The 14,747-nt window shown below is 54.4% G+C and carries 13 protein-coding genes; 1 reads left to right on the top strand and 12 read right to left on the bottom strand.

Annotated elements, in window-relative coordinates:
• Positions 1 to 10 precede the first annotated feature (10 nt).
• Positions 11 to 691, top strand: coding sequence for a hypothetical protein (locus VMF88_05950; GenBank protein ID HTY10595.1), 681 nt, complete (start codon positions 11 to 13; stop codon positions 689 to 691).
• A 160-nt stretch (positions 692 to 851) separates the two neighbouring features.
• Here VMF88_05950 and hemL read toward each other — a convergent pair whose 3' ends face one another.
• The 12 genes from hemL to hemE form a co-directional block, all read right to left on the bottom strand.
• Positions 852 to 2,144: a glutamate-1-semialdehyde 2,1-aminomutase gene (gene hemL / locus VMF88_05945; GenBank protein ID HTY10594.1), complete on the bottom strand. Its 1,293-nt coding sequence runs from the start codon at positions 2,142 to 2,144 to the stop codon at positions 852 to 854.
• Positions 2,145 to 2,187: 43 nt separating this feature from the next.
• Complete coding sequence (locus tag VMF88_05940) at positions 2,188 to 3,171, bottom strand: SDR family oxidoreductase (protein ID HTY10593.1); 984 nt, start codon at positions 3,169 to 3,171, stop codon at positions 2,188 to 2,190.
• A gap of 9 nt (positions 3,172 to 3,180) precedes the next feature.
• Positions 3,181 to 4,194 carry a porphobilinogen synthase gene (gene hemB / locus VMF88_05935; GenBank protein HTY10592.1) on the bottom strand — a complete coding sequence of 338 codons (1,014 nt, stop codon included), beginning with the start codon at positions 4,192 to 4,194 and terminating at the stop codon, positions 3,181 to 3,183.
• 379 nt (positions 4,195 to 4,573) lie between these two features.
• Positions 4,574 to 5,272: a uracil-DNA glycosylase gene (locus VMF88_05930; GenBank protein HTY10591.1), complete on the bottom strand. Its 699-nt coding sequence runs from the start codon at positions 5,270 to 5,272 to the stop codon at positions 4,574 to 4,576.
• A 51-nt stretch (positions 5,273 to 5,323) separates the two neighbouring features.
• Positions 5,324 to 6,130 (bottom strand): alpha/beta fold hydrolase, encoded by an 807-nt coding sequence (locus VMF88_05925; protein HTY10590.1) that lies wholly within the window; start codon positions 6,128 to 6,130, stop codon positions 5,324 to 5,326.
• A gap of 4 nt (positions 6,131 to 6,134) precedes the next feature.
• A complete protein-coding gene (locus tag VMF88_05920) occupies positions 6,135 to 7,424 on the bottom strand; it encodes a citrate synthase (GenBank protein ID HTY10589.1) in 1,290 nt (429 codons plus the stop codon).
• Between the two features lie 146 nt (positions 7,425 to 7,570).
• The gene (locus VMF88_05915; protein HTY10588.1) at positions 7,571 to 9,094 is read right to left on the bottom strand and encodes a fumarate hydratase; all 1,524 of its coding nucleotides are present in this window, start codon (positions 9,092 to 9,094) and stop codon (positions 7,571 to 7,573) included.
• A 37-nt stretch (positions 9,095 to 9,131) separates the two neighbouring features.
• Positions 9,132 to 9,833, bottom strand: coding sequence for a hypothetical protein (locus VMF88_05910; protein HTY10587.1), 702 nt, complete (start codon positions 9,831 to 9,833; stop codon positions 9,132 to 9,134).
• Between the two features lie 17 nt (positions 9,834 to 9,850).
• Positions 9,851 to 11,269: a protoporphyrinogen oxidase gene (gene hemG / locus VMF88_05905; protein ID HTY10586.1), complete on the bottom strand. Its 1,419-nt coding sequence runs from the start codon at positions 11,267 to 11,269 to the stop codon at positions 9,851 to 9,853.
• A gap of 7 nt (positions 11,270 to 11,276) precedes the next feature.
• Positions 11,277 to 12,260 carry a ferrochelatase gene (hemH, locus tag VMF88_05900; GenBank protein ID HTY10585.1) on the bottom strand — a complete coding sequence of 328 codons (984 nt, stop codon included), beginning with the start codon at positions 12,258 to 12,260 and terminating at the stop codon, positions 11,277 to 11,279.
• 11 nt (positions 12,261 to 12,271) lie between these two features.
• On the bottom strand, positions 12,272 to 13,660 hold the full coding sequence (gene hemN / locus VMF88_05895) for an oxygen-independent coproporphyrinogen III oxidase (protein ID HTY10584.1): 1,389 nt from the start codon (positions 13,658 to 13,660) through the stop codon (positions 12,272 to 12,274).
• A 19-nt stretch (positions 13,661 to 13,679) separates the two neighbouring features.
• Positions 13,680 to 14,735, bottom strand: a complete 1,056-nt coding sequence (gene hemE / locus VMF88_05890) for a uroporphyrinogen decarboxylase (GenBank protein HTY10583.1) — start codon at positions 14,733 to 14,735, stop codon at positions 13,680 to 13,682.
• Positions 14,736 to 14,747: the final 12 nt, after the last annotated feature.

Raw genomic sequence — 14,747 nt, 5'->3', positions numbered from 1 at the left:
AGACAATTCAATGTATTCTCACCCAAAAGACAAACGGAACACCACAATCCTCCTCCTCGTCGCAGCCGTGACTCTTGTTGCCCCGCGGCTTTCTGCTCAGGATGCGCCTAAGCCTTCTATCAAAGCAGTCCTGGTCAGCGGGGGAGTGGCAGGAATGTCGGCCGGTGAATCAGAGTCGTTCTTTTCCAGCTTTAAGGATAAACTCTCTCAATTTCCCGATCTCGCAGTTATGCTCAAGGCGGATTTTGGTAAAGGGTTGAAGAAGGAGGACAAAGCCGCTCTGGATAAGTGTGAAGACGTCGCCTGCATCCAATCGCTTGCGGCTAAATCTGGTTTCCAAAGGGTGCTTCTCTTAAGGGTCACAAAGAAGAATTCAACGTATCAACTTCAATCGGACGAGTTCGACGTCAAAAGACCTCAGAAGCTTTCCGGGATAACGGACAATGCCGTCTGCGCCTCGGCGGATGAGGTTAACCTCTTTATCAGGAAAGCGGCGATCAAAGTGGGGCAGGCGGTGACTCATGATACTTCGGTTCCCGAAGGGCTGCAGGAATCGAGGTCGAAGCTCTGGTGGTACGTCGGTTCAGCGGTCGTTGTCGGCGTTGCCGTGGGAGTCTACTTCATTGTGGAACACAAAAAAGGGAGTTCTTCCACACCAAGCTCACTTCCTCTCCCCCCGAATTTTCCGTAAGATAGGTTTTTTCCCTCGTTCCTACGGTCTCCTTGGGAACGCTCCCCTCACGAGAAAACCGACGTCAATGCTTTCTATCTCGCACCCAACTTCTCTCCCGTCCCTCGTTCCCGACGTCTCGTCGTGAAGTGATTGCCTTAGGATTGTGAACGAACCGCCTTTACCCGAACACCGCTGTCAACGCTTTTTCGGCCGCCTTTATCGTCTTCTCGATGTCATCGTCCGAATGAGCTGCAGACATGAATGCGGCCTCGAATTGCGACGGAGCGAGATAGATCCCTTGCTCGAGCATGGAGCCGAAGTATGCCGCAAATTTTTTGGTGTCCGATTTCTTTGCGGTCTCATAGTCGATCACCTTCCCCGTTGCAAAGAACAGCGTGAACATCGAGCCGACGCGATTTTGCGTGAGAGGGAGGTTGTGTCTATCGATGATCGATTGGATGCCCCGTTCGAGTTTGGCGGATTTCTTTTCGAGCTGAGCATAAATGCTCTTTTTACCGGAAAGCGTTTTCAGCATTTCGATTCCTGCGGCCATGGCGAGAGGGTTTCCCGAGAGCGTTCCAGCCTGATACATCGGTCCTGACGGTGCGACCATTTTCATGATCTCTTTCTTCCCTCCATACGCTCCAACCGGGAGCCCTCCGCCGATGATCTTTCCCAGCGTCGTGAGGTCGGGTGTGATGCCGTAAAGCTGTTGGGCCCCGCCGAGCGAAACGCGGAAACCGGTCATCACTTCATCCATAATAAATACAATGCCGTGCTTCGTGCACAGCGAACGGAGTCCCTCAAGAAATCCATGCCGCGGCGGAACACAGCCCATATTGCCGACAACGGGCTCGACGATCAATCCGGCGATCTGATCAGGATATTCCGCGATCAGGTTTTCGACCGACGCAAGGTCGTTGTAGCGGGCGGTGAGGGTCGCTCCGCCGATGACTGCGGGTACGCCGGGACTATCGGGGACTCCAAGTGTCATCGCCCCGGAGCCGGCTTTGATCAGGAACGAATCAGCATGGCCATGGTAACAACCTTCGAACTTGATGATCTTGTCTTTTCCGGTGAAAGCCCGCGCGAGGCGGATCGCGCTCATCGTTGCTTCGGTCCCGGAGTTGACCATGCGGACCATTTCAACCGAGGGCATAATCGCCGAAATGCGCTCCGCCATTTCCAGCTCGCGTTCCGTCGCGGCTCCGAAACTTGTTCCGCTGTTCGCTGCGTTCTTCACCGCTTTGAGAATGTGAGGATCCGCATGGCCGAGGATCATCGGCCCCCAGGAGCCGACGTAATCGATATACCGGTTCCCGTCCACATCCCATAACTTCGAGCCGCGCGCTTTGGCGATAAACACCGGGGTCCTTCCGACAGAAGCAAAAGCTCGTACCGGAGAATTCACTCCCCCCGGAATGAGCTGCAGCGCCTTGCTGAACAGCGTTCTGGATTTCGAGGTTTTCATTAGTTCCTTTCTCCAAACATCTTCATTCAAAAATTCAGTTCATTCACAGGAGATGGTTGTCACAATACCAGCGGTACGTTCTTTCGACTGCCTCGCGAAACGGAGTGATCGTGTAGCCGAGTTCGCGTTCGGCTTTTTTGGAGCTGTACCAATTACGGATTCCGGCCCCCGAGAAGAGTTCCGAGGTGACGAATGGTTCTTTCTTCATGACCATTCCCGCGAGGTCAAAAAATCTGCCGGCTGATTTCACGAAGGCGACCGGCATTTTGACGCGCGGGACGATGCCGCCGACAACTTCTGCGGTGATCTGAAATGCCTGCTTGTGGGTCAAATTGTCGCCGCCGAGAATGTAGCGTTCGCCGGTCCTTCCTTTAAGCGCTGCACCGCAATGTCCTTTGACGACGTCGGAAACGTAAACGACGTTCATTCCGCCGTCAATGTAGAACAATGCCTGGTGCTTTCTTACCGAGCGGATGATTTTGCCCCCGTTGAAGTGAAGGTCTCCGGGTCCGATGACGACTCCGGGGTTCACCATGACGGCGTCTAACCCTTGCTCAACACCTTTCGCGATCTCGCCTTCCGCCATGTGTTTCGAATACTTATACCCGCTGCTTTCCTGCGGCCAGTTGAACTGCGTCGATTCATCGGCGAGTTCTCCGTTTGCAGCGTGTCCTATTGCGGCGATCGAGCTTGTATGGACAAGGCGTTCGACATTTTCCTGTAAACATGCCTGGACGACATTTCTTGTTCCGAGCACATTGATCTCATATTGAAGCTCCCGTGCTGGTTTCCAAAATGAGACCATTGCCGCAGTGTGAAAAACTGTATCGCATCCGCGCACGGCGTATCGGAGCGAGTCGAGGTCGCGCACGTCCCCGATAGAGTGTTCGACGGGAAGAGATTGAACGTTGAAAAGGTTCGAGGAAGGGCGGCGAAGAATCCTAACGTTCCATCCTTCGGCCGAAAGCGCGGCCGCAAGATTCGAGCCGATGAATCCCGTGCCGCCGGTAATAAGAACGTTCTTCATGAAGTGTCGTCAGCGGAGAAGCTTTGCGGCATCCTTCGCGAAATAGGTGAGGATCAGATCCGCCCCCGCCCGCTTGATGCTTGTGAGGGTTTCCATCATGACACGCTCTTCATCGATCCAGCCGTTTCTGCCGGCGGCCTTGATCATCGAATATTCGCCGCTCACGTTGTAAGCAGCGGTCGGCATCTCGAACCTCTCCTTGACGCGACGGACGATGTCGAGATAGGGGAGTGCCGGTTTCACCATCACAATGTCGGCGCCTTCGATGATATCCTGCTCAACTTCGCGCAAGGCCTCGTTGGAATTCGCCGGGTCCATCTGGTGCGACCGGCGGTCGCCGAATTTTGGCGTGCTTTCGGCGGCATCGCGGAACGGGCCGTAAAATCCGGACGCATACTTTGCCGCATACGACATGATGGGAATATTGTGGAATTTGTTCTCGTCCAGGATCTGCCGGATCGCTTTCACGCGCCCGTCGAACATGTCGGAAGGGGCGACAAGGTCGGCCCCCGCCTGCGCGTGCGTCAGGGCCTCTTTTGCCAGCAGCTCGATCGATTCGTCGTTGATGATTTCGTTGCCGCGGACGATGCCGCAGTGTCCGGTGGAGGTATACTCGCAGAGGCAGACGTCGGTGATGACGACAAGCTCAGGGACCTCCTTTTTGATCGCCCGGATGGCCGTCTGGATGATCCCCTGTTCGTCGTACGCATCGCTCCCGACCTCGTCTTTGTGTTCAGGAATTCCAAAGAGAATAACGGCTGGAATTCCGAGCGCCTTGACCAATGCGCATTCCTTCGCCGCCTCGTCGACGGAAAGCTGAAAGATTCCCGGCATGGATCTTATTTCGTTCCTCACCTTTTTCCCGGGGACGACGAAAAGGGGATAGATAAAATCGTTTCGCGAGAGCTCGGTTTCGCGCACCATCGACCTGAACGCTTCCGTCATGCGCAGGCGTCTCAGCCGCTTGAACGGCTCCTGTTCGGTGCGCACTGAAACGCCAAACGGCGTTCTTTCATCAATCATCGTCATAACAGATTCCTCTCCAAATTTTGCAACTGATCATCTTATTGAAATATAACAGATGAGGGAGAGAACTTCAAATCGGGGAGTGTCCTAATTTGGCCGGCGGGATTTATTAGAAGCGATCCCAAAAGTGAAATTAGATCGACCCTGCTCCCAAAGTATGGCTTCGCCAGACGCCTTCCACCGACTTCGCGGGGTCACTTGCTCCCCGAATGGGTCCTTTGGGGAAAGGGTGAACAGGCTGTGTTTTGTTAACATAAACAAAAACACGTTTATCCTGAGCGAGTGGCGCGGCTTTATCGCGCCACGAGACGAAGGACATCTGTTCACAAAAGTCCCTCAGATCCAGGAATCAAACCAAACGGGAAAGTGTGCCGTGCTAGGTTCTCAGGACGTTCCGCGCCGTCCGGAAGACCTCATCGAGCATTTCTTGAGTCAGTTTTCCGGTAAATGTGTTTTGTTGGCTGGGGTGGTATGATCCAAGGAGGGTGATTGTCTTGTTGATGGTATACTTCACGCCGTGTCCAAACTTCGGCCGCGCCTTCAGTGATGTCCAGCCAAGTTCCCGCATGCAATCGAACGATGCGTCGAACCCGACTTTGCCGAGGCCGACAACGATCCGTAAATTTTTCAACAGCTGAAGTTCTTGCAGCATGAAGGGGCGGCAATGATGTATTTCTTTCAACAGGAGCTTGTTCTGAGGCGGAGCGCAGTGGCAGACGGCGGTGACATAGCAGCGTGACAGCTTCAGCCCGTCTCCCCGGTGCGTTGAGTTTGGCTGGTTTGCGAATCCATTTTTATGGAGGGAGCGGAACAACCAGTTCGCGCTTTCATCCCCCGTAAAAACTCTTCCGGTGCGATTCCCGCCGTGGGCAGCCGGAGCGAGACCGACGACAAGAACCTCGGCGCGGCAGTCGCCAAAACTGGGGACGGGCTTCCCCCAATATTCCTGGTTGGCAAAACGCTTGACCTTCTTACGGGCGATCGACTCGCGCCACCTGACCAGTCGCGGACACTTTCTGCAGGAAATGATCTCAGTATTCAGCGACGAAAGGCTCGCACAATGTTGACTTGGCATTCACGAAGAGGGGTTGAAGGATGGAGGTCTATCCTGAAGCGTTTCTTTGCTTCAGCTGATCTTTTGAAGGAATTCCAACAGATGCTTGTTGAACTCAGGCGCATTCTCGATGTTGCTCATATGAGCGGCTCCCGGGATTATAGAGAGTTCAGCATTTGGAATTTTTTCCTTCATTGATTGCGATGCTGGCGGCGGAGTGAGCGCATCGTGCTCTCCGACCATAATGAGCGTCGGCACGGCGATGGAAGGGAGCGATGAGGTCGTATCGGTCCGCCCGGCAAGGGCAAGCATCGTTCCGCAAAGAGAAATCGGGGCCGTACGCTCGATCGTGCTTTGAATCGCTTTCACCGCTTCGGCCCGTGCGTTAAAGCTCTCGGCCGTGAAAACACCGGCGACGAAATTCTGCGCAAATTGCCGGGGGCCGTTCGCCTTGACCGCCTTAATGGAAGAGGCGCGTTTCACTTTGGCCTCGTTGGAATCAGCTTCGCTTTTCGTGTCGCACAGCACGAGTCCCCGAAACCGGTCGGGATGACGTTCGACCGCCCGAAGAACGATGTAGCCCCCCATGGAAAGTCCGACAGCAACCGCTTTACTGATGCTGAGATGATCGAGGAATCCGATCAGATCATCGACGAACAATTCGATCGTATACTGCCCGTCGCCGACCTCGCTCTCACCATGGCCCCGGACGTCGTATGCGATCACACGGTGCGTCGATGCAAGGGCCTCGGTCTGTCCCCCGGGAAACGTCCACATTTTGTGGCTGAACGGGAACCCGTGAATAAAAACGACCGGAATGGCCGTAGAAATCCCGATGTCGATGTAATGAAGGAGCGCATTATTGACGGTAGCCTTCATTCACTCACTTCCGTCGTTCGATCGGGACGAAATCGCGCTTGTCGTAGCCGAGGTAGATCTGCCGCGGGCGCGCGATCTTTTGTTCCGGGTCTTTCAGCATTTCAACCCAGTGCGTGATCCATCCCGAAGTTCTCGGAATTGCAAACAGAACCGGGAACATTTCGGACGGGAATCCCATCGCCTGGTAGATCAATCCCGAATAGAAATCGACGTTGGGATATAACTTCCGCTTGATAAAGTACTCATCCTGCAAGGCGACCCGTTCGAGTTCGAGCGCGATGTCCAGCTTCGGGTTTCGTCCGGTCACGTCGAACACTTCGTCCGCGAGTTTCTTGATCACCTTTGCGCGCGGGTCGAAATTCTTGTAGACGCGATGGCCGAACCCCATCAGCTTTCCTTCCCCGGCCTTCACGGTTTTGATGAACTCGGGGACTTTGGAAACATCCCCGATATGGTCAAGCATGCGGAGCACCGCTTCGTTGGCTCCTCCGTGCAGCGGTCCGTAGAGCGCCGCCGCGGCCGCCGCCAAGGCGGAATACGGGTCGACATGCGAGCTTCCGACATTCCTCATCGCGGCCGTGCTGCAGTTCAGTTCATGGTCGGCATGAAGGATGAACAAGACCTCGAGCGCCCGCTCCAGGACAGGATGAGGATGGTATTTCACCGTTCCGATGCGGAACATCATATTTAAAAAATTCCCGGTAAAGCTCAGCTCATTGTCCGGGTAAACGTACGGCATCCCTTTGCTGTGCCGGTAGGCGAATGCTGCAACGGTCGGGACCTTGCCGATAAGGCGGAGCGTCTGCTTTCGGCGGATCTCTTCATCATAAATATTCCCCGCTTCGGGATAGAACGTCGAAAGGGCGGCCACGGTGCTGACGAACATTCCCATCGGATGCGCGTCGTATCTGAACCCTTCCATCAACAATTTTACATTCTCATGGATGAAGGTGTGCAGATTGATGTCGTTCGTCCATCGTTCCAGCTGCTCTTTTGTCGGAAGTTCCCCGTAGAGGATCAAGTACGACACTTCCAGGTACGTGCTCTTCTCGGCGAGCTGCTCGATAGGATATCCCCTGTAGCGGAGGATTCCCTTATCCCCGTCGATGAAGGTGATCGTGCTTTTGCACAACGCAGTGTTCATGAACGCCGGGTCGTACGTCATCATCCCGAAATCATCGTCTTTGACTTTGATTTGACGGAGGTCGGTGGAATGAATGGTGTCGTGAACGATCGGCAGCTCGTATGTTTTTCCCGTTCTGTTGTCAGTAATAGTCAGCGTATCTTTCGGCATTCGATTTTCTCCTGCAGGACTTCGGTGGTTACTGGCTTGGCTGATTCATAGTACGAACGAAAATGCGGAACTTCAAGAGGTGGGGAACAAAAACTTTGATGGATCCCGACGAAGCTTAGCGGCTGGTTCCCTCCAAGATCTTCTTCCTACAGGCGTACTTCAGCAAACTTGGATAGCTCATGAGCCGAGGCCTCTTCGACTTCTGCATGGAGGCTGTGGCCGTGTGCATCCATGGTGACGATCGCCGGGAAATTCTTCACGCGCAAATGCCACATTGCTTCGGGAATGCCAAACTCAAGAAAATCGACCCCTTCGACCTCCTCAATGCAATGCGAATAATATTGAGCGGCTCCTCCGATCGCGTTCAGGTACACGGCTCCGTACTCCTGCAACGCTGCAAGGGTTTTTGCTCCCATGCCTCCCTTGCCGATCACTGCCCGGATGCCGAATTTCTTAATGATATCGGCCTGATACGGCTCTTCGCGGCTGCTTGTCGTCGGCCCCGCGCCGTTGATCCGCCATTTTCCGTTTTCCTTGATCACGACGGGGCCGCAATGATAAAGCACCTGGTCGTGCAGATCCACCGGCGATTCGTGGTTAACAAGATGGGCATGAATTGCGTCCCGTCCGGTGTACATTCTTCCGTTCACGAGAACGACATCTCCGACCTTGAGCGAACGGATGACCGCCTCGCTGATGGGAGTCGTCAAGACACGTTCTCTCCCCGTCATGGAAATCCCTTCCTTGATCGCCATCGTTATGACGGGGGAATCGTCTTTATAGAGCCATCGTTTGATCGCTCCGGTCGCGGCATCGAGAACGACGCCTTGCCGCCGGAACGCCCAGCAATCATAGGCCACGGAAACGAAGAAGCTCGCCGGCAGCCGGTTCTGCGCCGCGATCTTGCATCCAATAAGAGTCGCCTTGCCGCCGAAGCCCATGGTGCCGATATTCAACGTGTTCGCGCTCTCCATGATGTTCGCTTCAAGCTTCGCAAGGTCCGGGTTCGGGTTCACGTCATCGAGGGTTCGGAAGAGCTGTTGTTTTGCCTGCTCGTACCCGGTGGCTCTGTCGCCCCCGATCGAAACTCCGATGGCTCCGATCGAACAGCCATGCCCCTGCGCCTGCCAGATGGCGTGCAGGATGCATTTGCGCACGCCGTCGAGGTTTCGTCCCGCTTTTCCAAGATGGTCGAGCGTTGCGGGGAGAGAATACTGGATATTCTTGTTCTCGCAGCCGCCCCCTTTGAGGATCAGTTTCACCTCGATTTCATTTTCGTTATCCCATTGCTCCCAGTGGATCACGGGCGTGCCCGGGCCTAAATTGTTCCCGCTGTTCTTTCCCGTGAGCGAGTCGACGGAATTCTCCCGCAGAATTCCGGACTTTGTAGCCTCCGCGATCGCATCGAAAATGTCTTTTTTCATCCGGAGCTGGTTTGCGGCGACGGGCGTATGAATATAGAACGTCGGCATCCCCGTGTCCTGGCAAATAGGCGCGGTGTAATCGCAAGCCATGTCGACGTTCGTTGCGATCGTCTCAAGTGCAAGCGATGAACGGGTGCCGGGGGTCTCGATGCTGGCGGCCCGCTTAATTGCACGACGGACGTCGGGGGGGAGATTCGTCGATGCGTCCGTGACGAGTGTCAGCATGCTTTTTTTGAATTGGTCCATCATAGCTCCTTCGAAAGCGGCAGCCCCTTTTTTGCCGCTACTTTAGAATGTCGTCGCTCCAATAGGTTGTATTCCCCGATTTATTCACGAGCGCGATCTTCATCGGAACGATAGTGAGCTGTCCCTGGCTGCCGCTTAGCGCCTGTGACATGTCGAAGCGGAACCAGACCTTAAAGAACACGTTGGCCTCGCTGTCCTTGGCCTTTCGCGCTGTCTCCTTGTCCACGTGCCAGGAATAATCCGGTTTTGCTTTCAAGAGGAGGGAGGCAAACTTGTAGCCTCTTTCGTTCTTTTCCGAGAAAACGATGTAGGAATTCTGCGGACAGGACGTTGTCATATTTTCCGCGGTCGGCGGAACATCGATTTTCGTCGATGATGTGACGGTATAGGTCTGCGTATCGGCATTGTATTTGACGAGGCTGGCCTGCATCCATACGGCAAACACCCGCTGACCCAATTTCTTTGATTCGGCAAAAGTCTGGATCGTTGATGCGATATCGTTATGCCGCTGCTGCAGCCGGGCTTCAAAGTCCGCCGTGGTCTCGAACTCATTCCGCGACACCGTTTCGGACTGATAATCGTCGGCCCCTTTTTTGACGACGTCCCATACCGATTTCACCACGTCGGAAAAAGCTTCGGGTGATAATGCTTGCTCCATCTCCGGGGCGTCCAGTGGGGACTGCGCTGCGAGGTTGCAGGCCGCGGCCGCGATGGTGAGGATGATCAGGAAAAATTTCATTCGATGCTCCTTAACGTTCAGGCAGAGGTTGTCTTCTCTTTTAAGGTGGAGAGAAAAGCGGCGGCGCGGTTCGCCATGAGCTCGGAGTTGATGACGCAATCACCCACCGCAATACCGCCGCGGAAATTGCCGCTAAGAAAAATTCCCGGGTATCGTGATTCAAATTCGCTTATTGTCTCCATGATGGAAAGATGGCCGATGCGATACTGGGGGATCGCTTTCTCCCAGCGGGTCACGCGGCTGAAGACCGGCGCCCCGGCGATGTTCATGATCATGGCCAGTTCCTCCGTGACCAATTCCACAAGTCGTCCATCATCGAGCCCTGCAAGATCGGGCTGCCGTGACCCTCCGACGAAGGTCGTCAGCGCAGAATGTCCGCCAGGCGCTCTTTCCGGAAAGAGAACGGAGCTCCAGATCGTTCCTAAGATTTTTCTGTGTTCCTTTTCCGGAACCAAAAAGCCGAATCCGTCCAAGGGACGGCGGATCGCGCCGTTTGCATATCCCAGATATACCTCTGCCACCGGTGGATAATAAATGTTTTTGAGAGAATTTGCAAGGGCGCTGTCCAGGCCATCGATCATCGCGGCGGCGCGATGCGATGGAACGGCAAGAATGACCGCGTCGGCCGACAAGGAAAATTGCTTTCCGTTCTCTCTTCCGGCGGCAAAGAAGGACTGTTTCGACCCTGTCCCATTTTCTGAAACGCGGGTGATCGTCTCGACGTTGAAGCCCAGGCGAATACGGTCCGCCAATTTCTTTCCGATCGCGTCCGGGAGGGCTTGCATTCCGCTCGTGTATGAAAAAAGACGCGATCGATCCTTCGCCGTTTCGGCCCGTTTTTTTCTTTCCCGCCTCCCCATGATCTGGCCTTTGACGAGGCCGCCGTAGTTCTTTTCGAGGGCATAAAGTTTTGGGAATGCGGCCTGAACGCTGAGCTGTTCAGGATTGCCGGCATAGACTCCTGCCACGAACGGGTTGATGGCGTAATCAAGAAATTCCTTCCCCAACCTTCGCTCCACAAATTCAGCGATCGTCTCTTCCTTCGAAGCCCTGCCTATGAACGGCTCTTTGAGCAATCGCAGCTTCCCGGACGTCGACCAGAGCCTTGATTTCAAGAACAGCCCCGGTTTCATGGGAAGAGGATGCAACGCGCCGTTGCGCAGGATGTAGCGATTGTCCGCGGCCTCATTTGCGTAAATTAACTCGTGCTCGATGCCGATTTCGGAAGAGAGTCTTCTCAAAAGGGGGGTCGTTTCGAGAGCGCTGTTCGGACCGGTTTCGATGAGCCAGCCGTCAGCCTTGACCGTTTTCATTGTTCCGCCGACTGCGGGACCGCTTTCCAGGACGGCAACGTCGATTCCCGCGCAATGCATCCACCATGCCGTAGCAAGCCCGCTGATTCCGGCGCCGATGACAATGGCGGTATGATGTTCCATCGTCAATTCAATCCTTCAATTTTTGGAGAACAAGGTCCGTAAGGCATGCGATGAATTTTTCGTTTGCAATGAGGGCGGGCATCACGTCAAAATACTTCACCCCCGAATGGAGCGCCTGTTCCCGTGCTTCGATGCCTATTTCCGACAGCGTCTCAATATGTTCCGTAACAAATGCAATGGGCACGACGATCATGTGGGAGACCTTTTGCCGCGCCAATGAATCGATCGTCTCCGTGAGCGACGGCTCAAGCCAGCGCTGCGGGCCTACCTTGCTTTGGAAACACAGATGATGCGGTAATCCGAACTTGCCGGCCTCGAGCACCCGCTCATAGGTCTTTTGGATTTGGACCGAGTATGGATCCCCCTCTTTGACCAATTTTACTGGCGTTCCGTGAGCGCTGAAAACGAGATGGACGCTATTTCTCTCCCCCTCCGGAACCCGATCGAGTGATCGATTGATATTCTCAACAAGCGCAGAGATGTACAGCGGATGCTCATAATAGCTTTCGATGAGTTTCGTCGAAAAATGGTTCACATTCAGTTTTTGCACCGCAGCGCTCCATGCTCTTGCGCTCGACCCAGTCGTCACCTTCGAATATTGAGGGTATAAAGGAAGCAGGATGACTTCGTCGACGTTGTCCTTCCTGATCCCTTCAACGACTTCTTCCGTCATCGGATGCCAGTACCGCATAGCGACGTGGACGTCCGCAAAGATCCTTTTTTCTTCGAGCGACCTTTGCAGGCTCTTGGCTTGCTCCATGGTCTGGGGGAGAATCGGCGAAGCGCCGCCGATGTTCTTGTACAATTCGCGGACCTTTGGTGCACGCCGGGATGAAATTATTCTCGCCAAAGTCTTCCGAAAAAGAAAAGCTCCGGGGAGGTCGATGATGTCGGGATCGCAAAACAGATTATAGAGGAATGGTTCGACGGCGTCGAGCGAATCGGGGCCGCCGAGCTGGAAAAGGATTATTGCTCTCTTCTTGTTTTCCATTGATGACGTTACTATACGGTGCGCGAGAAGATCGGTTTTTCTTTCATCATCTTTTCGAGATAGGCGTCGAAGCTCATGGCAATATTTCTGATAATGAGTCTGCCGAGCCCGTTGACAATGATCTTTTCTTTGGTGAGCGTGACCAGACCGTCCGGCACGAACGCTTCGAGCTTTCGAAGTGCATCGCTGAAATACTCGTCAAAGGTGATCCCGAATTCTTTCTCGACCGGCGCTTTCTCCAATTCCATGTCGCACATCAGGCGGATAATGACCGTTTTGCGGATCTGGTCGTCCGCGGTCATTCTATACCCGAGGTTGGTCGGCAGCGAATGTGCGTTCAGCGACTTGTAGTATTCAGGAAGGGTCTTCTTGTTCTGCTGGTACGTTTCCTTGAAATGTCCGATCGCCGACATCCCGAATCCGTAAAGGTCGCATCCTGCCTTCGTCGAATAGCCCTGGAAGTTGCGGTAGAGCGTCTTGTTCTTTTGCGCGACCGCCATCTCATCCGTCCGCTTCGAAAAGTGGTCCATGCCGATGTTCCAGTATCCCGCGTCGATCAGCTTTTCGATCGTCATCTTGAAAATCTGCAGCTTCAACTCCGGCGACGGTAGTTGTTCCTGGTGGATGAGCTTTTGATGCGGCTTCAGCCAGGGGACGTGCGCGTAATTAAACACCGCGATCCTGTCCGGCGAAATGTCGATGATCGTCTCGACGGTCTTCGTGAACGAGGCGAGCGTCTGATGGGGAAGGCCGTAGATGAGATCGAGGTTGACGCTCTTGAAGCCGAGCTTGCGGCTCCAGTTCACCGCGTCTCGCGTGATCGATTCAGGCTGGAGCCGGTTCACGGCTTCCTGGACTTTCGGGTTGAAATCCTGAACGCCCATGCTCACGCGGTTGAATCCGCTGTCGCGCAGCGCCTTCATATGGTCGAAGGTAAGGCCGCGCGGGTCGATTTCGACGCCCGCCTCGATGTCATCGCCGAAAGAGAACCGTTCCCGAATGAAAGTGCCGATATCCAGAATTTCATCAGGATCGAGGTACGAGGGCGTTCCGCCTCCCCAGTGCAGCTGCGAAACCTTCCGCTTTTTCGAAACGAGAGGAGCGACCATCTCGATTTCTTTTTTGAGAAAAGTGTTATACTCCCGAATCCGGTCGCGGCTGTGCGTGACCAGCATTGTGCATCCGCAGAAATAGCAGAGCGTATCGCAGAAGGGGAAATGGAAGTACAGCGATAGGTCGGATGAATCGCCCCGCCCATTCGTCCTGATGACTTCATCGCGGTATTCTTTTGGCCCGAAAGCAGAGGTGAACACCGGCGCGGTCGGATAACTGGTGTAGCGCGGCCCCGGCCGGTCGTATTTTCTCAACAGCTCGACATCGATGGAATCAAATTGTTTCATGCTCTTCCTGGACCCTCTTCTAATGATATTGAACGCTAAATTTCTTTACAGCGTTCACGAAAGCATGCACATTTTCAACGGGGGTATCGGGCATGACCCCGTGGCCAAGGTTGAAAATATGTCCGCTGCCCTTCCCGAATTTCTTAAGAATTGTCTGAACTCCTTTTTCGATCCGCTCGGGGGTCGAATACAACATCGCTGGATCGAGGTTCCCCTGCAGCGCCGCATAGCTTCCCACCATATCGCGCGCCTTGCCGATGTCGGTCGCCCAATCGAGTCCAACAGCGGAAGTACCCGTATCCGCGATCTTCTCCAGCGAATGTCCGCAATCCTTGCAAAAAACGATCGTGGGAGCGCCGTTGGTTCTCAGCAGCGACAGCACCTGTTTGATGTACCGCAGGGAAAATTCTTCGAACTCTTCCTGCCCTAAAATACCTCCCCACGTGTCGAAAATTTGCACGGCTTGGGCGCCGGCTTCAATCTGTGCGGAAAGGTACGCCGCAACAGCGCGCGCCAGCTTGTCGAGAAGAAGATGAGCGTCCCGCGGGGATGAATAAATCAATTCTTTGGGATAGCGAAAATTCTTCGAGCCGCGTCCTTCGACCATGTAGGCCGCGAGTGTCCACGGCGATCCGGAAAATCCGATCAACGGTACTTTGCCGTGGAGGTTTTTTTGCGTTGTCCGGATCGCATCCGTCACGAATTTCAATTTTGAATTCGGGTCGGGGACGGGGAGCTTTTCGATCTCGGCGCGCGAGCGGAGCGGCGAAGGGAATCGCGGCCCCCCTCTGCCTTCTTCGACCACCAGTTCCATTCCCATTGCTTCGGGAACGACAAGGATGTCCGAAAAGATGATCGCGGCATCGACGCCGATGATGTCGACAGGCTGGATCGTGACTTCAGCGGCAAGGTCGGGAGTTTTGCACAATGTCAGAAAATCGACCTTTTCTCTCACAGCCCGGTATTCGGGCAAATATCTCCCCGCCTGCCGCATAAACCAGACCGGCGTTCGTTCAACAGCCTCCCGTTTGCACGCGCGGAGGAACAGGTCGTTTGTTGGATTCTGATTTTTCAAATCGTCGGGAGA

The sequence above is a fragment of the Bacteroidota bacterium genome, assembly GCA_035506275.1.
In the GTDB taxonomy this organism is placed as follows: domain Bacteria; phylum Bacteroidota; class Ignavibacteria; order UBA10030; family UBA8401; genus JAGVPT01.
This window is presented reverse-complemented; position numbering and strand designations above follow the sequence as displayed.